The organism is Nocardia brevicatena NBRC 12119, from assembly GCF_000308495.1.
Classification (GTDB): domain Bacteria; phylum Actinomycetota; class Actinomycetes; order Mycobacteriales; family Mycobacteriaceae; genus Nocardia; species Nocardia brevicatena.
The window spans coordinates 85082-103676 of the sequence record NZ_BAFU01000059.1; the positions used below are offsets into that span (position 1 = coordinate 85082).

An 18595-nucleotide genomic window follows, 5' to 3' on the forward strand; every position below is an offset into this window, starting at 1 on the left:
ACTCGGGCCCCGACACAGCCGACACCCCCGGCGAAGCGGGGTCGCCGGGGGTGTCGGCCGGATGTCCCACGGTCTCACGCACGCGGGGAGCGGGACCTACAGTCCGACGGCGGCGCGCAGTTTGTCCGCGCGGTCGGTGCGCTCCCACGGCAGGTCGATATCGGTACGACCGAAGTGCCCGTAGGCGGCGGTCGGGGCGTAAATCGGCCGCAGCAGGTCCAGGTCGCGGATGATGGCGCCCGGGCGCAGGTCGAACACCTCGGTGATGGCACCGGCGATACGCGCCGGATCGACCTTCTCGGTGCCGAAGGTCTCCACGAACAACCCGATAGGCGCGGCCTTGCCGATGGCGTAGGCCACCTGGACCTCCACCCGGTCGGCCAGACCGGCGGAGACCACGTTCTTGGCGACCCAGCGCATGGCGTAGGCGGCCGAACGGTCCACCTTCGACGGATCCTTGCCGGAGAACGCGCCACCACCGTGCCGCGCCATACCGCCATAGGTGTCGACGATGATCTTGCGGCCGGTCAGCCCGGCATCACCCATCGGGCCGCCGAGCACGAACTTGCCGGTCGGGTTCACCAGCAGCCGGATATCGGAGATGTCCAGCCCGGGCAGCGCCAGATCGGCGAGCACACTGTCGAGGACCTTCTCCCGGATATCGGGGGCGAGCAGATTGTCCAGGTCGATATCGGCGGCGTGCTGGGTGGACACGACCACGGTGTCCAGTCGCACCGGCCGGTCCCCCTCGTATTCGATGGTGACCTGGGTTTTGCCGTCGGGCCGCAGATACGGCAGCACACCGGTCTTGCGGGCCTCGGTCAGCCGCCGCGACAGCCGGTGCGCCAGCGCGATCGGCAGCGGCATCAGTTCGGGGGTGTCGGTGTTGGCGTAACCGAACATCAGGCCCTGGTCACCGGCGCCCTGCTGTTCGATCTCGTCATCGGAGCCGCCGACCCGTGCCTCATGCGAGACGTCGACACCCTGGGCGATATCCGGCGACTGGGCGCCGATGGCGATATTGACGCCGCAGGAGTTGCCGTCGAACCCCTTGGCCGACGAGTCGTAGCCGATTTCCAGCACCTTTTCCCGGACGATGCGGGGAATATCCGCGTAGGCCTCCGTGGTGACCTCGCCCGCGACATGGACCTGCCCGGTCGTCACGAGGGTTTCCACCGCGACCCGGCTCCGCGGGTCCTGGGCCAACAGTGCGTCGAGGATGGAGTCGCTGATGGCGTCACAGATCTTGTCCGGGTGCCCTTCGGTCACGGACTCACTGGTGAATAGCCGGCTACCGGACGTGCGCACAGATCTTCCTTCTTCCTCAACGGTTTACTCGGATGGTATGCGAGAGTAACGCTGGGCCACCGGATCGCAATCCCTGGCATTCAGACTATTCCAACCATCGACAAATCGGTGGCGCTCGCCGTGCGCCGTGGCGGATTCGGGCACTCAGCGCAGCAGTGGTCCGAGAGCGTCCAATACCCGGCTGGCCAGCAGCGCCTTGGAACCGTGGTCGAGGGCCTGTTCGGTCCCGTCGGCGCCGAGCAGCCAGCCGTCGTTGGTGTCGACCTCGAACGCCTTGCCCTCGCCGACGGCATTGACCACCAACAGATCGCAGCCCTTGCGGGCCAGTTTGGCGCGGGCATGGGTGAGCACATCACCGTGCTCGTCACCGGTCTCGGCGGCGAAGCCGACGATGGCGGTGCCCGGCAGCTGCCCGTCGCGCCGGGCCTGGACCAGGCCGGCGAGAATGTCCTCGGTCCTGGTCAGCGGGATGGTGTCCGGTTCGCCGGCGCCCTTCTTGATCTTGGCCGCGGCGACGTTCGACGGCCGGAAATCGGCCACCGCCGCCGCCATGATCACCGCGTCCGCGCCCACCGCGTGCTTGTCGACCGCGGTTTTGAGCTGTTCGGCGGTGGTGATGTGCACCAGGTCGACCGCGGCCGGCGGCGCCATCTCGATAGTGTTCCCGGCGATCAGGGTGACCTGCGCGCCGCGCTGGGCGGCGACGCGGGCCAGCGCATACCCCTGCTTACCGGAGCTGCGGTTGCCGAGGAAGCGCACCGGGTCCAGCGGTTCGCGGGTGCCGCCCGCCGTGACGACTACGCGGCGCCCCACCAGATCGCGCGGGACGGCGTCGGGGCGTTCGAGCAGCAGCGCGGCCAAACCGAAGATCTCCTCGGGTTCGGGCAGCCGTCCGGGGCCGGTATCGGTGCCGGTGAGCCTGCCCGACGCGGGCTCCATCACGGTGGCGCCGTAGCCGCGCAGCGCGGCCACATTGGCCACGGTGGCCGGATGCTCCCACATCTCGGTGTGCATCGCGGGCACGAACAGCACCGGACATCGCGCGGTGAGCAGCGTGCCGGTGAGCAGGTCGTCGGCGCGCCCGGCCGCGGCGCGTGCCATCAGGTCGGCGGTCGCGGGCGCGATGACGACGAGTTCGGCCTCCTGACCGAGCCGCACATGCGGTACCTCCGGCACATCGGCGAACACCCCGGTGTGCACCGGATGGCCGGACAGTGCCTCGAAGGTGGCCTTGCCGACGAACTGCAGCGCCGCCTCGGTGGGAATCACCCGAACATCGTGCCCGGTCTCGGTGAACCGTCGAACCAGCGCGCACGCCTTGTATGCGGCGATACCACCGCCGACTCCGACAATGACCCGGGTCATCACACCTCCTGAAGATGGCACCGTAGACATCCGTGGCCGACCACCGACCGACCGATCAGGTCAGCGGCGGGGCCGGCGGACGACTTATTCGCCCTCGGTGTGCTCGAGCAGATCGGCGTGGATCTCACGCAGCGCGACCGACAGCGGCTTCTCCTGCGGAAGCGGCTCGACCAGGGGGCCGACGTATTCGAGGATGCCGTCGCCGAGCTGGTTGTAGTAGTCGTTGATCTGGCGCGCCCGCTTGGCGGCGTAGATGACCAGGGCATACTTGGACGAGGTACGCTCCAGCAGTTCATCGATCGGGGGGTTGGTGAGGCCGACCGGGGTGTCATAGGCGGGCGCGGCGATGTCCGTACTGCTCACTAGGGGGACTCCTGCGGGGTCGGTGGGTCGAGGGCTGTGCGGCTTGGGGGCCGCACAGCGTCACGAACTGGAATTCGTGCTGACGAACAACGATACCAACTGCTCGCAGGCGCTGGTCACGTCGTCGTTGACTATGACGACGTCGAACTCGTCACGGGCCGCCAGTTCGACCCGCGCGGTCTCCAGCCGGCGCTCGATCACCTCCGGTGATTCGGTGCCGCGGCCGTGCAACCGCGCCACCAGTTCATCCCAGCTGGGTGGGGCCAGGAAAGCCAGCACCGCCTCCGGCATGGCCCGGCGAATCGACCGCGCGCCCGCCAGATCGACCTCGACCAGGACCGGCAGCCCCTCCGACAGAGCGGCGCGAACCGGCCCGGCCGGGGTGCCGGAGCGTTGTAGTCCACCATGGATCTCCGCCCATTCGAGCAGATCCCCGGCTTCGATCATGGCATCGAATTCGGCCCGACCGATGAACCGGTAGTCGCGGCCGTCGACCTCACCGGGACGGGGGTCCCGAGTGGTGACCGACACACTGAACACCAGTTCCGGTAACCGCTCGCGCAGACAGCGCACCACGGTGGATTTGCCCACGGCCGAGGGGCCGACCAGTACGACCAGCCGACCCTTCGTCATATGTTCGACCACGGGGGTGGTCAGGCGCTCGGATCGAACTTGGCCAGCAGTGCCTTGCGCTGCCGATCGCCGAGTCCGCGCAGGCGGCGGGTGGGAGCGATCTCCAGTTCGGTCATGATCTCCTCCGCCTTGACCTTGCCAACCTTGGGCAGGGCCTCGAGCAGCGCGCGTACCTTCATCTTGCCGATGATCTCATCGGTCTCGGCACTGGCGAGGACCTCTTTGAGGTCGGTGCCGCCGCGCTTCAGGCGATCTTTGAGCTCCGCCCGAGCGCGGCGAGCGGCAGCCGCCTTCTCCAAAGCAGCGGCGCGCTGCTCGTCAGTCAGCTGGGGAAGGGCCACGGTTCCTCCGTCTCATCGTTCATTGCTGTATCTACCGCCGATAACCCGGCGGTCTCAGCGACCGTACCCACGACCGCTCCCGATTGCGAACCCACCCCCCAGGTCAGGGCATGAATCGGGCCGGTCCGCGCGGTTTCCGATCGCTGTCCGCACAGCCACTCGTTCGGTCGTCGACAACCCGCGCGTGATTACCGAAACAAGCCGCGACCAGGGGATTTTTCGCATCATCTCGGTGTTTGCGGATCAATAGCCACCACCGCGGAACCGGACATGGCAACCATGCAACCGCCCGACCAGGAACTTTCTGGAAATTTCCGCGTGTCGCGCCGATTCCGTCCGCGTGTCGCGGTTTCCGGGTCCTCGCGAGTTCCCACCGGCCTCGCGGATCCGCGTCCCGACGGCCCGTCCGACCCGCCCACGGCCACGCCGGCACGAGAAAGCGTCCCGGCCACTTTCCGGGCCGAAGCGATCGGGATGAGCACGCCACGGCTCGAAGAGGGAAATCCGGCCGGTAGGTATCTCAACCGTCGTACTGGCGGAACTCGACGACTGTGCCCTCGGGGCGCGCACATACCCGACCCGCATCCCCAGCCCGGCTGTGCGGGAGCCGCTCAGTCCTGGAGAAAGGCGAATTCGTCGGTCAGTTCCCGCAGGCGTGCCCGCAGCGCCGACACCGAGGGGCCGGCCTTCAGGATCTCTCGCGAGACGTTCGGCAGGACCGCTCCCAGGCTCGCCGCGGGGACGAGTTCCCTGATCGAGTCGGCACCACCACCCTGGGCGCCGACGCCCGGCATGAGGACCGGACCGTTGAGCGCGCTCAGATCGGGCGCCTCGGCGAGGGTCGCGCCGACCACGACGCCGACCGACCCGAATTCGTCACCGGTATTGCACGCCGCGGCCTCGTCCACCATGGTCTGGGCGATGGTGCGTCCGTCCGCGGTGGTGACGCGCTGTAGCCGCGCACCCTCCGGGTTGGAGGTGGCCGCGAGAACGAACACGCCCCGGTGGTTCGCCTCCGCCTGCTCCAACACCGGGGCGAGCGCACCGAAACCGAGGTACGGGGACACGGTGACGGCATCCGAGCCCAGGGGCCCGTCGCCGAGCCACGCCCGGGCGTAGGCGGCCATGGTGGAGCCGATATCGCCGCGTTTGGCATCGGCGAGCACCAAGGTCCCCGACGCGCGCAGTCCGGCGATGGTGCGCTCCAGCACCGCGATCCCGCCGGAACCGGAGGCCTCGAAAAACGCCACCTGCGGTTTGACCACCGCCGCCACGCCGGCGAACGCCTCGACGCAGACCTCGGCGAACCGGGCCAGGCCGTCCACATCGTCGTCGAGGCCCCAGGACGCCAGCAGGGCGGAGTGCGGGTCGATCCCGACGCAGATCGGCCCGCACCGCCGCATGGCCTCGCGCAACCGGCCGCCGAATGTCGTCACCGTGACCTCATCTCGTCGGCGGGCGCGCGGTGGCGCGCCCGCGGTACCGGGTGAGAGGGCATATCAGCCGCGCAGCGCCGAATGCAGTTCCTGCAGCGATCGCACCCCGAGCCCGCCGTTGATGGCGGCCTCGATGCCCTGCACCGCGGCCGCGGCCCCCTGCACCGTGGTGATACAGGGGATGTTCACGCCCACCGCGGCGCTGCGGATCTCATAGCCGTCGACGCGGGGCCCGGAGTTGCCGTACGGGGTGTTGAACACCATATCCACCTCGCCGTCGCGGATCTGGTCGACGATGGACGCCGTGGGCGTCCGTGACCCGGCGCCGGGCGGGTCGGAGTGCTTGCGCACGGTCTCGCAGGGAATTCCGTTGCGGCGCAGCATCTCCGCGGTTCCCTCGGTGGCCAGGATGCGGAACCCGAGATCGTGCAGGCGCTTCACCGGAAACACCATGGACCGCTTGTCCCGGTTGGCGATCGAGACGAAGACCGTACCCTCGGTGGGCAGCGAGCCGTAGGCAGCGGACTGGCTCTTGGCGAAGGCGGTACCGAAATCCGCGTCGATGCCCATCACCTCGCCGGTGGATTTCATCTCCGGGGAGAGCAGCGAGTCGATTCCGCTGCCGTCGGCGCGGCGGAACCGGTGGAAGGGCAGCACGGCCTCCTTCACCGCGACCGGAGCGTCGAGCGCCATCTGTCCGCCGTCGCCGTCGGCCGGCAGCAGACCCTCCTTGCGCAGTTCGGCGATGGTGGCGCCGAGCATGATCCGGGCCGCTGCCTTGGCCAGCGGTACCGCGGTGGCCTTGGACACGAACGGCACGGTGCGGCTGGCGCGCGGATTGGCCTCCAGCACGTACAGCACGTCGTCCTTGAGCGCGTACTGCACGTTCAGCAGGCCCTTGACGCCGATCCCCTGGGCGAGCGCGACGGTGGACCGGCGCACGGCCTCGATATCGCTGCGGCCCAGCGTGATCGGCGGCAGCGCGCACGCGGAGTCCCCGGAGTGGATACCCGCTTCCTCGATATGCTCCATAACGCCACCGAGGTACACCTCGTCACCGTCGCAGAGCGCGTCGACGTCGATTTCGATGGCGTCTTCGAGGAAACGGTCCACCAGCACCGGGTGCTCGGGGCTGAGTTCGGTGGCGCGGGAGATGTAACCCTCGAGGGATTTCTCGTCGTAGACGATCTCCATACCGCGCCCGCCCAGCACATACGACGGCCGCACCAGCACCGGATAGCCGATATCGGCGGCGATCTTCTTCGCCTGGTCGAAGGTGGTGGCGGTGCCGTGTTTGGGCGCGGGCAGGCCGGCGGCGACCAGGACGTCGCCGAATTCACCGCGGTCCTCGGCCAGGTCGATGGCGGCGGCACTGGTGCCGACCACCGGCACCCCGGCCTCGGTGAGCCGCTGCGCCAGACCGAGCGGGGTCTGACCGCCGAGCTGCACGATCACGCCCGCGACCGTTCCGGACTCGGTTTCGGCGTGGTACACCTCGAGCACGTCCTCGAAGGTGAGCGGCTCGAAGTAGAGGCGGTCGGCGGTGTCGTAGTCGGTGGAGACGGTTTCCGGGTTGCAGTTGACCATGACCGTCTCGTAGCCCGCCTGCGACAGCGTCTGCGCCGCGTGCACGCATGAGTAGTCGAATTCGATACCCTGGCCGATCCGGTTGGGACCGGAGCCGAGGATGATCACCTTCCCGCGTTCGCGCTGCGGGGCGACCTCGGATTCGGTGGCGGGGTCGAGTTCGTAGCTCGAATAGTGGTACGGGGTCTTGGCCTCGAACTCCGCGGCACAGGTGTCGACGGTCTTGAACACCGGCCGGATGCCGAGGCGGTGACGCAGGGCACGGACCCCGCTCTCCCCCGCCAGTTCCGGTCGCAGCGCCGAGATCTGCCGGTCGGACAGACCGTAGTGCTTGGCGCGGCGCAGCAGCTCCTCGTCGAGTACCGGGGCATCCAGGAGTTCGCGCCGCAGCTCGACCAGACCGGCGATCTCGGCGACGAACCAGGGGTCGATACCGGAGGCGGCGGCCACGTCCTCGACGCTCGCGCCGAACCGTAGGGCACGCTCCACCTGGTAGAGCCGACCTTCGGTGGGCGTGCGCAGATCATCCAGGATCGACTGGATCGCCGCCTCGACATCGGCCGGATCGGGGGACTTCGGGACCCAGGCCCCGTCGCCGGCGGTCCAGAAGCCGGCGGCCTTGGTTTCCAGGGAGCGCAGTACCTTGCCGAGCGCTTCGGCGAAGTTGCGACCCAGTGACATGGCCTCGCCCACCGACTTCATGGTCGTGGTGAGGGTGGGGTCGGCGCCGGGGAACTTCTCGAACGCGAACCGGGGTGCCTTCACCACCACGTAGTCGAGGGTCGGCTCGAAACAGGCCGGGGTCTCCTTGGTGATGTCGTTGACGATCTCGTCCAGGGTGTAGCCGATGGCGAGCTTTGCGGCGATCTTGGCGATCGGGAACCCGGTCGCCTTGGACGCCAGCGCCGAGGAGCGCGAGACCCGGGGGTTCATCTCGATGACGATGAGCCGGCCGTCGCGCGGGTTCACCGCGAACTGGATATTGCAGCCGCCGGTGTCGACGCCGACCTCCCGCAGGATGGCGATGCCCAGATCGCGCATCTTCTGGTATTCGCGGTCGGTGAGCGTCATGGCGGGGGCGACGGTAACCGAGTCGCCGGTGTGCACACCCATCGGATCGACGTTCTCGATGGAGCACACCACCACGACATTGTCGCGGCCGTCGCGCATCAGCTCGAGCTCGTATTCCTTCCAGCCGAGGATGGACTCCTCGATGAGTACGTTCGCCGTCGGCGAGGCGGCCAGACCACCGCCCGCGATCCGGTCCAGGTCCTCGTCGTCGTAGGCCATACCGGAGCCGAGGCCGCCCATGGTGAACGACGGCCGCACGACCACCGGGAAGCCGAGCTCGGCGACGGTTTCGCGAACCTCCTCCATGGTGAAGCAGACCTTGGACCGGGCGCTCTCCCCACCCACCTTGGCGACGATGTCCTTGAACTTCTGCCGATCCTCACCGCGCTGGATGGCATCGAAATCGGCGCCGATCAGCTCTACCCCGTATTTGTCCAGCACGCCGCGTTCGTGCAGCGCGACCGCCGTGTTCAGGGCGGTCTGTCCGCCGAGGGTGGCCAGCAGCGCGTCGGGGCGTTCCTTGGCGATGACCTTCTCGACGAATTCCGGGGTGATGGGTTCGACATAGGTGGAGTCCGCGAACTCCGGGTCGGTCATGATCGTGGCCGGGTTGGAGTTCACCAGCGACACCCGCAGGCCCTCCGACCGCAGCACCCGGCACGCCTGGGTGCCGGAGTAGTCGAATTCACAGGCCTGGCCGATGACGATCGGCCCCGAACCGATGACCAGGATGTGTTCGAGATCGGTGCGGCGCGGCATCAGACTCCCTCCATCAGACCGGCGAAGCGGTCGAACAAATACGCGGCGTCATGGGGCCCGGCGGCCGCTTCCGGGTGGTATTGCACCGAGAAGGCGCGGCCGTCGACCAGCCGCACCCCCTCGACGGTGCCGTCGTTGGCGCAGACATGGCTGACCTCGGCCTTGCCGAAGGGGGTGTCGAATTGCTCGCCCGCCTCGCCCTCCAGCGCGAACCCGTGGTTCTGCGCGGTGATCGAGACCCGACCGGTCTCCTGTTCGACGACCGGGATATTGATCCCGCGGTGGCCGAACTTCATCTTGTAGGTGCCGCGGCCCAGGGCGCGGCCCAGGATCTGGTTGCCGAAGCAGATACCGAACAGCGGCACACCCTCGCCGAGTACGCCTCGGGTCAGGGCGACGGCATCGTCCTGGGTGGCGGGGTCGCCGGGGCCGTTGGACAGGAACACGCCGTCCGGTTTCAGCTCCAGGACCTGGTCCAGGGTGACGTTCGAGGGCACCACGTGCACCCGCATCCCGCGCTGCGCGAACATTCTGGGAGTGTTGGTCTTGATACCCAGGTCGACCGCGACCACCGTATGCCGCGCCGCGCCGCCCGTGGGCTCGATGGTGTACAGCGTGTCGGTGCTGACCTCCTCGGCCAGATCCGCGCCCAGCATGGACGGCTGACCATTCACCCGGGCCAGCAGTTCGTCGGTATCGGCAAGGGCCGAGCCGGAGAAGATGCCCGCCTTCATCGATCCGCGGGTGCGCAGATGCCGCACCACGGCACGGGTATCGATCCCGGCGATCCCGACAATGCTCTGCCGGGCCAGCGCCTCGGGCAATGTGGTGGTGGCGCGCCAGTTGGAGGCGCGCCGGGCCGGATCGCGCACCGCGTATCCGGCCACCCAGATCTGGCGGGATTCGTCGTCCTCGTCGTTCCAGCCGGTATTACCGATCTGCGGGGCCGTCGCCACCACGATCTGGCGGTGATAGCTGGGGTCGGTGAGGGTTTCCTGATAGCCCGTCATGGCGGTGCAGAACACCGCCTCGCCGAGGGTCCGGCCCACCGCGCCGTAGGCGGTGCCGCGGAATATCCGACCGTCCTCCAATACCAGGGCGGCCTGCTGCCGGGCCTGCGTCGGCTGTGTTGTCACTGTTCGTCTCCCGTCGTCGCCCGTGCCCATGCCGGATACACCGTTTTGTCGTCACCGCGGAAACCGGTGTCTATCTCGGTCCCGGTCGGCAGTACCCAGCGGATCACCAGGACGCCGTCTTCTGTCATCACCTTGCCCGCGTGGCCGCGTTCGGTGCGGATCGCGGTAATGGATTCCTCCGGTATCCAGATCGCGGACGCGCCGTCGCGTTCCAGCAGGATGCCGCGTTCGAACCTGGTCAGTTCGGCGGTGGCCCGGAAGCCCAGACCACCCACCGCGATCCGGTCCTGCCAACTCGGTGCCATGGTGCTGCCCAGGTACAGGCCGGTGGTCGGCTCGAGTACCTGCGCGCCCGGCTCGGCCGGAACCGGGGGCAGATCGCCGATGAGGCCCGCCTGCCGGGCCGAGCGGTTACGCCACCCGCGGTACATCAGGTAGACGAACAGCGCCCACAGGGCGATACACAGCACCACCCACAGTGCCCGCTCCATCACCGGCCCCCGAATCCGTCACCCGCGGACACGGGCGACGCGGCCACGCCGTCGCGCGCGGTGACCCGGCCGCGCAACAGGGTGGCCGTCACCCGGCCGGGGAGTTGCATCGAGTCGTACGGCGTGTTGTCGGAGATGCTGGCCAGTTCCGTGGCCTGCACCGTCCAGGTCGCGTCGGGGTCGACCAGCACGAGATTGGCGGGCTCCCCGATCTCGATGGGGCGGCCCTGATCGTCCAGTCCGACGATCTCGGCGGGCCGTTCGCTCATCACCCGTGCCACCCCGCGCCAGTCCAGCAGGCCGGGGCGCACCATGGTCTCCACCACGACCGACAGCGCCGTCTCCAGTCCGAGCATGCCGGGCCGCGCCGCCGAGAACTCACAGCATTTGTCCTGTTCGGCGTGCGGGGCGTGGTCGGTGGCGACACAGTCGACGATACCGGCGGCCAGTGCCCGGCGCAGCGCCTCGGCGTCGGTGGCCTCGCGCAGCGGCGGGTTGACCTTGTTGACCGCGTCGTAGCTCTCCAGCCGCGAGTCATCCAGCAGCAGATGATGCGGTGTCACCTCGGCCGTGATCGAAATACCCTGGGACTTGGCCCATTTCAGCAGTTCCACGGTGCCCGCGGTGGAGGCGTGGCAGATATGCACCCGGGCGCCGGCGTCGCGGGCGAGCAGCGCGTCGCGGGCGACGATGGACTCCTCCGCGGCGCGCGGCCAACCGGCCAGCCCCAGCCGGGCGGCGGTCGGACCCTCGTGGGCGACCGCACCCACGGTGAGCCGCGGCTCTTCGGCGTGCTGGGCGATGAGCACGCCCAGTGAGGTCGCGTATTCCAGGGCGCGCCGCATGATCAGCGGGTCGTGGACGCAGTGGCCGTCGTCGGAGAACATGCGCACCGCGCCGACACCCGCGGCCATGGTGCCCATTTCGGCGAGCTGTTTCCCGGCGAGCCCCACGGTGACGGCACCGACCGGGTAGACATCCACGAGGCCGACCTCCCGGCCGCGCCGCCACACATGGTCGGTGACGACATGCGAATCCGCGACCGGGTTGGTATTGGCCATGGCGAAAACCGCCGTGTACCCGCCCAGCGCCGCGGCCGCGGAGCCGGATTCGATGGTCTCGGTGTCCTCACGCCCGGGTTCGCGCAGATGGGTGTGCAGATCCACGAAACCGGGCAGCAGCACCTGTCCGTGTGCCTCGATGATCTCCGCGTCCAGGACACCCAGATCGGTGGCGATCTCCCGGACAACCCCGTCCACGATCAGCACATCGACCGGTTCGCCCTCACCGTAGGGCCGGGCGCCCTTGATCAGCACCGTGCCCTGACCGTTCGCGCTCTGCTCATCCCGGCCCGACCGTGTGCTTTCCGTCACGCGAGCCACCCCCTCCGGGCACCCTCCGGGGTCACGAGGGCCCCGACCCGCGCCGCCTCCGGCGGCGCAATCGAACACAGCCCGCTCATGCCGCGGCCTCCTGTACGCCTACCAGTAGGCGGAACAACACCGCCATGCGCATATGGACTCCGTTCGTCACCTGTTGGAGGATGGCCGCCCGCGGTGAATCGGCCACCGAGGAGGCGATTTCCATCCCGCGCAGCATCGGGCCCGGGTGCAGGACCACCGCGTGGTCGTCGAGCAGGGCGAGCCTGCGTTCGGACAGTCCGTAGTGCACCGCATATTCGCGGGCCGACGGGAAGAATCCCCCATTCATCCGCTCCGCTTGCACCCGCAGCATCAGCACCGCGTCCGCACCCGGCAGTTCGGCGTCCAGATCCGCCGACACCCGCACCGGCCAGCCGCTCACCCCCACCGGCAGCAGGGTGTGTGGCGCCACCAGCACCACCTCCGCGCCGAGGGTGGACAGCAGGAACGCATTGGACCGCGCCACCCGGCTGTGCAGGATATCGCCGACGATCACCACCCGCCGGCCCGCGATATCGCCGAGCCGCTGACGCAGGGTCAACGCGTCCAACAGCGCCTGGGTGGGGTGTTCGTGCGTTCCGTCACCGGCGTTGATCACCGCCGGCACCGAACTCGCCGTACGCCGTGACCAGCTCTCGAACCAGTGCGCGATCTGGTGCGCGGCACCGGAGGACGGATGCCGCACGATGAGTGCGTCCGCCCCGGCCGCGTGCAGGGTGAGCGCGGTATCGCGCAGCGATTCGCCCTTGGCGACCGAGGAACTGCTCGCGCTCACATTGATCACATCGGCGCTCATCCACTTGCCCGCAACCTCGAAGGAGACCCGGGTACGGGTGGAGTTCTCGAAGAACACCGTCATCACGGTGCGCCCGCGCAGGGTCGGCAGTTTGCGCACTTCCCGTCCGAGCAGTGCCTGTTCGAACCGTTCGGCCTCGTCGAGCAACTCGGTGGCGGCGGGACGGTCCAGGTCGGTGACGGTCAGCAGATGCCTCACCGGGACTCCTCCTGATGCAGATAGACGCCGTCGCGGCCGTCGTGCTCGGTGAGTAGCACGGAGATGTCCTCGCTGCGCGCGGTCGGCACGTTTTTGCCGACGTAGTCGGCGCGGATCGGTAGTTCACGGTGGCCGCGGTCGACGAGTACCGCCAGTTGCACGGCGCGGGGGCGGCCCAGATCCCGGAGCCCGTCCAGTGCGGAGCGGACGGTGCGTCCGGAGAACAGCACATCGTCGACCAGCACGACCAGCGCGTCCTCGATTCCCCCCTCGGGCACCGAGGTGCGTTCCAGGGGGCGGTGCGGACGGGTGCGCAGGTCGTCGCGGTAGAGGGTGATATCGAGGGAGCCGAGCGCGGGGCGGACCTCGGAGAACTCCTCGATCTTGTCGGTGAGCCGCGCGGCGAGCGTGGTGCCGCGGGTAGGGATACCGATCAGCACGACCCGGGCAGCGTCCGGCTCACCCGAGTCGAGCGCGGTCTTCTCGATGATCTGATGCGCCATCCGCGCGATGGTCCGTCCCACATCGGACGGCGACAGCAGTTCCCGCCCCGCCGCCACCCACTCCGGAGTGTGCCGCTGCGCTTGACCGCCGGTCGTCTTCTGTCCACCCTCCGCCGATGCCTCGGCAGCGCCGGACGTGGCGGCCCTTTCCTCGGGCACAGCCATGCCGACCTCCTTCCCCGCCTCACTGGACGGTCCGTTAAAGGATGTCTTACGCACAGCAGCCTAGCAGCCCGCCGAGAGCGCTTTTCACCAGGTGAGAGGCTGGTATTCAAGTGTGGGCCGGGCCACGGCGCATCGGCCCGACCTCCCGGTATGTGGCCGATGGCGCATCATGGTGTGACGCAGCGGAAGCCGTGTCGCTTGCGGATCGCGGTGACCGGCCGGTCGGAGGATCGCACCGGGCGTGGTACCGAGGCCCGGCGGTAGTGACCCCGAAACGCCCGATATCGAAGTGACTGCCGGGCAGGACCGACTCGGTCGCCGACGCGGCGCCTCACATCCTGAACATATGTTCGATATCGAGTACTCTCGGCCGCATGGCCGCTCCGCTGCGGGGATCGCTGCTCGACGGATTCGACGAGGTCCGACTCGAACCGTCGACACCACTGCACCGGACCCGGCTCGCGCACGGAGCGTGGGTGGACCTGCGCCCCGGATGGCTGCGCGGCGCCGACGAACTGTTCCACCGACTGGTGGTATCCGTGCCGTGGCGGACCGAGCGGCGGGCGATGTACGACCGCGTGGTGGACGTGCCACGACTGGTCCGCTTCTACCCGGAATCCGCTCCCCTCCCCGATCCGATACTCGACGAAGCCCGGGACGCCCTGAGTGACTATTACCGTTCGGAGTTGGGAGAACCGTTTCGCACGGCGGGCCTGTGCTATTACCGCGACGGGCGCGACAGTGTCGCCTGGCACGGTGACACCATAGGCCGGGGCGCCCATGAGGACACCCTCGTCGCCATTCTCACCTTGGGGGCCCCGCGACCGTTGCTGCTGCGACCTCGCACCGGCGGGCCGAGCCTGCGCTTCCGGCCCGGCCACGGCGACCTGCTGGTCATGGGCGGTTCCTGCCAACGCACCTGGGAGCACTCGGTTCCCAAGGCCCGCCCTACCGTCGGCCCGCGTATCAGCGTGCAGTTCCGCCCGCGCAATGTGCGCTGATCAGGCGATCGACCCCGTCGTTCAGGCGCGCACCACGGACTCGACCAGCGCCCGCACCGCGGCCAGCAATCGGTCGATGTCGCCCGCTCGGGCCATCCTCGGCACCACCTCCCCGGCCAGGCCCGCCAGCAGCAGCCGGCCCACGACCTCCGCGTCCAGATCCGGGCGCGCCCGGCTCAGCAGGTCGGTGATGTGCCGATCCCAGAATGCGTGGAACTCCGCGGTGCGCGGATGCGGTGGTTCGGTCCGGTAGGCGACCATCAGCTCGAGATTGTCGACGATCATCCGCGCCATGGCCTCGAAATACGCCATCAAGCGTTCCCCGGGCGGGGCGCCCGGACCCAACGGCGGCGGGCCGTTGGTCACCTCGTCCATCAGCGTCTGCGCGCTCTCGGCGACCATCTCGTGCAACAGGCCTGCGCGGCTGCCGAAGCGGTGGAAGATCGTGCCCTTGCCCACGCCGGCCGCCGCGGCGACCCGGTCCATGGTGATGGCGGCGGCGCCGTGTTCGGCCAGCAGCGCTGCGGTGGCGTCGAGTATCGCGCGCCGGTTACGCGCGGCGTCGGCACGCTCTTTCGGGCGGCGCTCGGTCATGGCACCCTTTCGTTGACAACTTGACCGTCGGTCCATATTCTCGTTCACAATTAAGTGGGCCGTCAGTCAAGTTATGGGGTTATCAATGCAGGCAATCGTAATGACCGAGACGGGCGGGCCCGAGGTGCTCGTCGTCCGCGACGTTCCCGTACCCGCCCCGGAGCCCGGGGAGGTCCTGATTCGCGTCGAGGCCGTCCCGGTGCTGTATCCCGAGGTCGCCCTGCGCGCCGGCGTCTTCCCTATGGCGGCGCAACCGCCGGTGGTATTCGGATTCCAGGCGGCGGGCGTGGTCACCGAGATCGGATCCGATGTCTCCGAGGAGTATCTCGGGCGGCGCGTGGTGGTGGCGACCGACGGCACCGGCTCGTACGCCGAATACGTCAGCGTCCCGGCCGGATCGGCGACCGCCATCCCCGACGGCCTCTCGACGGACGAGGCCGCCGCCACGCTCATGAGCGGCGCGGTCGCGCTCACCCTGTTGGAAACCGCCCGGTTCACGGGCACAGAGACGGTTCTCGTCGAGGCGGGCGCGACGGGCGTCGGCAGCTATCTGGTCCAGTTGGCGAAGGAGGCCGGAGCGGCACGTGTGCTCGCCACGGCCGGCGGTGCGACCAAGGTCGAACGGGCACGCGAACTGGGAGCCGACGAGGTCCTCGACCACAGCGATCCGGACTGGATCCGGCAGGCCCGCTTGCTGCTCGACCCCGCGACGGTCGACGTCGTATTCGATTCCATCGGCGGCACGAGCGCCCACGCTCTACTCGACCTCATGACACCGGACAGGGGTCGGATGCTCACCTACGGATGGTTGTCCGGAGCACCGGCACAGGTGACGGCCGGCGATCTGCTCGCGCGGGGTCTGACCCTCACCGCCTGCGCTGGGCCCGCATGGTTGGCCCGGGTGCACCGGGCCCGCTCGGCGGCCCTGGCCCGCGCGGCAACACTCGTCCCCGCCGTGGAGACCGTACTGCCGCTGGATCGGGCGGCTCATGCGCACGAATTGGTCGAAGCGCGGGCACCGCTCGGCAAGATCATCCTGCGCCCCGGCGAACGGTAACGGTCGACGCAGTCGAAATCGATCCGCGGCGAAGCGCGCCACGGTCGTCCGCCGGTTCCCGGTACGGGCCCGCCGGGCAGGTGTATCGGGAATCGGCGATCAGCGGCGCAACAGGAAGAAATACGGTTCGCTCAGGCCGCGCATATCCATGACGCCCAGCAGGCTGTTCTCGTCGAGCCGGCGGAAGTGGTCGATGATCGGCAAATGGTCGTAGATCATGGCCGCGCTCACCACACCCCGGTACTCGATATCGCGCAATCGCGCCCCCGGTTTGCGGGCGCGCAGCGCGGGCGCCAGCTTCCGCAGATTCCTGCGGACCGGACGCAGCCGGCCGGCGGGAATCCTCCCGGCCGGCGCGAGCGGCACCCGTCGCGGATCCACCGGGAAAACCGTTCCGGTCTCATCGGTGAACAGCAACGGGTGCACCTCGTCCGGCGCGTCGAATTGTTTGCCGTACCACCCGGATTCGGTCAGCAGACCGTCCATCGGATGCCCGGTGGGCAGTTCCTCGCCGCGCCATCGCCCCGTGACCACCTCGTCCACCCGGGCGGCGGGCAGCCGATCGAAGATCTCCCACGCCTGCGCGGTGGTGCATCCACTCTCGGGAAGCGTCACGCTCCCGTTCTCCGTCATCACCCGCACTCCTTCACGATCGGTTTCGGTCGCGCACTCCCTGACGCGTCTCCCGCCGCGGGAGACGGACCGGGAACATTACAGAGAAAGTCTATCTGTCTCTCACAATGCGGTCGCCACGGCGATCGACGCCATACCGATCGCGAAACCCAGCGCGTCGGCGTACGCACGCCGGTCCGACCACCGTGGTATGAACCCGATTGCGCGACAGGTGTTGTCAGGTATCGGTACGGTCCTCGTTCCGAGACTCCGACACCACCCACCGATTAGGGTGGGCGAATGCGGTCCACACTCGATCCCGGAGTCGATACGGCCAACCGGCTCACCGGACGCTGGTGCGAACTCGCGGGAAAGCAGGATTTCGTCCTCTCGGGGGCGGGGCTGTGGCCCCTGCTCGGCCTACTCGGCGCGGCCGCTCGAGGACCGGCTCGCGTCGAACTCGAGGCAGCGATCGGAATGCCCGCCGACACGGCGCACTCCGCCGCCCTGCGACTCCTCGACACGATGAACAATGCGCACGACCTGTCGGGAGCACTCGGCGTCTGGGTGAACCGGTCACTTCCGCTGAACAGCGAATGGCTCGGCGCACTGCCCCGCGGCACCGTGGACCTGATCACCGACCAAGCGGCGCTGGACGCGTGGACCGACCGGCATACCCAGGGCCTGATCAGGCAATTCCCCTTACGGGTAGACCCTACGACCCTGCTCGTACTCGCTACGGCGCTGGCCGTCCGTACCGAGTGGGTCGAGAAGTTCCAGGAAACGGCGATGACTCCGGAGTCGGGTCCGTGGCGAGGACTGCACGGCCCCGGTCTGTCGCGCATCACCTCCCTCTACACCGACCACACAGTGGCGATTCTCGACGGGCCGGTGCCGGTCACCCGGGTCGTCGTGGACGGTACCGCCGACGTCGACGTCCACCTGCTTCAAGGACCGGGCACACCCGACCAAGTGCTGGTCACCGGCCTGGAAGCGCTCGGCGGAACTATCGGGGCGCGTACCGACCTTCCGGCCGGTACGGTCGGGCCCGGGCTGACGGTGCATGAGGAGACAGCACCGAGACCCCAGAATCTGCTTCGGCTCCGGGTACCACCGTTCGATATCCGCTCGACATACGACTTCTGCCGCCATTCGCGGTTGAGGGAGCTGTTCGGCCTGCGAACGGCCATGAACACGGGCGACCATTTCCCGGGGATATCCCCGAAACCGCTGCGTATCGACGCCGGCGCCCAAGATGTAGTGGCTCGCTTCACCCGCGACGGTTTCGAGGCCGCCGCGATCACTGCTTTCGGCCTGATCGCCGGCGCCATGCCCGTGCGGCCGACGGAGAACCGGATCACGGTCTGCACGGTGACCTTCGATCGTCCGTTCGGTTTCGCGGCCGTGCACCGACCCACCGGGCTCGTCCTGGTCGCCGGATGGGTTGCCACCCGACCCACCTGACCGCCCCGGCCGGACGAGGAGGGATCCGAACGGCGTTCAGCCGGTGATCTCCCACTCGTACACGGTCAGCTCCGAGGCACCGGTGGTGTGCACCGGGTCGGTGTACACGATCTCCTTCGCCTGCGCCAGGGAATCCGCGAGAACGATATAGGCGCCCCCGGTGCCGTCGGCGAAACGACCGCTTTCCTGGAGCATGTCCCGCTCACGCAGTTCGGCCAGGAACCGTTTGTGCGGTTCGATGACCGACGGGTCGAACCGTGGAGTGCGCATCACCAGGACCAGATATTTGCGCAC

General features: G+C 68.6%; 18 protein-coding genes. 3 read left to right on the top strand and 15 right to left on the bottom strand.

The features are described from left to right. Positions 1 to 96: 96 nt before the first annotated feature. From metK to pyrR, 12 genes are all read right to left on the bottom strand, one after another. A complete protein-coding gene (metK, locus tag ON20_RS15735) occupies positions 97 to 1308 on the bottom strand; it encodes a methionine adenosyltransferase (RefSeq protein ID WP_040836338.1) in 1212 nt (403 codons plus the stop codon). A 144-nt stretch (positions 1309 to 1452) separates the two neighbouring features. Further along, the gene (gene coaBC / locus ON20_RS15740; protein ID WP_040836340.1) at positions 1453 to 2673 is read right to left on the bottom strand and encodes a bifunctional phosphopantothenoylcysteine decarboxylase/phosphopantothenate--cysteine ligase CoaBC; all 1221 of its coding nucleotides are present in this window, start codon (positions 2671 to 2673) and stop codon (positions 1453 to 1455) included. An 84-nt stretch (positions 2674 to 2757) separates the two neighbouring features. Next, entirely contained in the window at positions 2758 to 3036 is a 279-nt protein-coding gene (gene rpoZ, locus ON20_RS15745; protein ID WP_040836343.1) for a DNA-directed RNA polymerase subunit omega, read from the bottom strand. Between the two features lie 60 nt (positions 3037 to 3096). Further along, a complete protein-coding gene (gene gmk / locus ON20_RS15750; RefSeq protein ID WP_051162590.1) occupies positions 3097 to 3669 on the bottom strand; it encodes a guanylate kinase in 573 nt (190 codons plus the stop codon). 20 nt (positions 3670 to 3689) lie between these two features. Next, entirely contained in the window at positions 3690 to 4010 is a 321-nt protein-coding gene (mihF, locus tag ON20_RS15755; RefSeq protein ID WP_040791062.1) for an integration host factor, actinobacterial type, read from the bottom strand. Between the two features lie 611 nt (positions 4011 to 4621). Beyond that, on the bottom strand, positions 4622 to 5446 hold the full coding sequence (gene pyrF, locus ON20_RS15760; RefSeq protein ID WP_040836348.1) for an orotidine-5'-phosphate decarboxylase: 825 nt from the start codon (positions 5444 to 5446) through the stop codon (positions 4622 to 4624). A gap of 63 nt (positions 5447 to 5509) precedes the next feature. Then, positions 5510 to 8863, bottom strand: coding sequence for a carbamoyl-phosphate synthase large subunit (carB, locus tag ON20_RS15765; RefSeq protein WP_040836350.1), 3354 nt, complete (start codon positions 8861 to 8863; stop codon positions 5510 to 5512). Then, positions 8863 to 9999 carry a glutamine-hydrolyzing carbamoyl-phosphate synthase small subunit gene (gene carA / locus ON20_RS15770; protein ID WP_040836351.1) on the bottom strand — a complete coding sequence of 379 codons (1137 nt, stop codon included), beginning with the start codon at positions 9997 to 9999 and terminating at the stop codon, positions 8863 to 8865. The genes carB and carA overlap by 1 nt, the downstream gene beginning before the upstream one ends. Beyond that, on the bottom strand, positions 9996 to 10490 hold the full coding sequence (locus ON20_RS15775; protein ID WP_040836353.1) for a PH-like domain-containing protein: 495 nt from the start codon (positions 10488 to 10490) through the stop codon (positions 9996 to 9998). The genes carA and ON20_RS15775 overlap by 4 nt, the downstream gene beginning before the upstream one ends. Further along, positions 10490 to 11806, bottom strand: a complete 1317-nt coding sequence (locus ON20_RS15780) for a dihydroorotase (protein ID WP_174361894.1) — start codon at positions 11804 to 11806, stop codon at positions 10490 to 10492. Before ON20_RS15780 ends, ON20_RS15775 begins: the two co-directional genes overlap by 1 nt. 142 nt (positions 11807 to 11948) lie before the next feature. Beyond that, complete coding sequence (locus tag ON20_RS15785; protein WP_040836357.1) at positions 11949 to 12905, bottom strand: aspartate carbamoyltransferase catalytic subunit; 957 nt, start codon at positions 12903 to 12905, stop codon at positions 11949 to 11951. Continuing rightward, entirely contained in the window at positions 12902 to 13573 is a 672-nt protein-coding gene (gene pyrR, locus ON20_RS15790; protein WP_040836358.1) for a bifunctional pyr operon transcriptional regulator/uracil phosphoribosyltransferase PyrR, read from the bottom strand. Before pyrR ends, ON20_RS15785 begins: the two co-directional genes overlap by 4 nt. A gap of 374 nt (positions 13574 to 13947) precedes the next feature. Between pyrR and ON20_RS15795 the strand changes: the two genes are divergently transcribed. Next, positions 13948 to 14574: an alpha-ketoglutarate-dependent dioxygenase AlkB gene (locus ON20_RS15795; RefSeq protein WP_040836361.1), complete on the top strand. Its 627-nt coding sequence runs from the start codon at positions 13948 to 13950 to the stop codon at positions 14572 to 14574. Positions 14575 to 14595: 21 nt separating this feature from the next. Here the strand turns inward: ON20_RS15795 and ON20_RS15800 are convergent, their stop codons facing one another. Next, positions 14596 to 15168, bottom strand: coding sequence for a TetR/AcrR family transcriptional regulator (locus ON20_RS15800; protein ID WP_040836363.1), 573 nt, complete (start codon positions 15166 to 15168; stop codon positions 14596 to 14598). Between the two features lie 100 nt (positions 15169 to 15268). Between ON20_RS15800 and ON20_RS15805 the strand changes: the two genes are divergently transcribed. Further along, on the top strand, positions 15269 to 16225 hold the full coding sequence (locus ON20_RS15805) for a quinone oxidoreductase family protein (protein WP_083864947.1): 957 nt from the start codon (positions 15269 to 15271) through the stop codon (positions 16223 to 16225). A 99-nt stretch (positions 16226 to 16324) separates the two neighbouring features. Here ON20_RS15805 and ON20_RS15810 read toward each other — a convergent pair whose 3' ends face one another. Next, a complete protein-coding gene (locus ON20_RS15810) occupies positions 16325 to 16858 on the bottom strand; it encodes a DUF4334 domain-containing protein (protein ID WP_040836418.1) in 534 nt (177 codons plus the stop codon). Between the two features lie 279 nt (positions 16859 to 17137). Here ON20_RS15810 and ON20_RS15815 point away from each other — a divergent pair, with 279 nt between their 5' ends. After that, positions 17138 to 18301, top strand: coding sequence for a serpin family protein (locus tag ON20_RS15815; protein ID WP_040836367.1), 1164 nt, complete (start codon positions 17138 to 17140; stop codon positions 18299 to 18301). Between the two features lie 36 nt (positions 18302 to 18337). On the opposite strand, the gene ON20_RS15820 is transcribed toward ON20_RS15815, so the two are convergent. Beyond that, positions 18338 to 18595, bottom strand: a complete 258-nt coding sequence (locus tag ON20_RS15820; protein ID WP_040836369.1) for a YciI family protein — start codon at positions 18593 to 18595, stop codon at positions 18338 to 18340.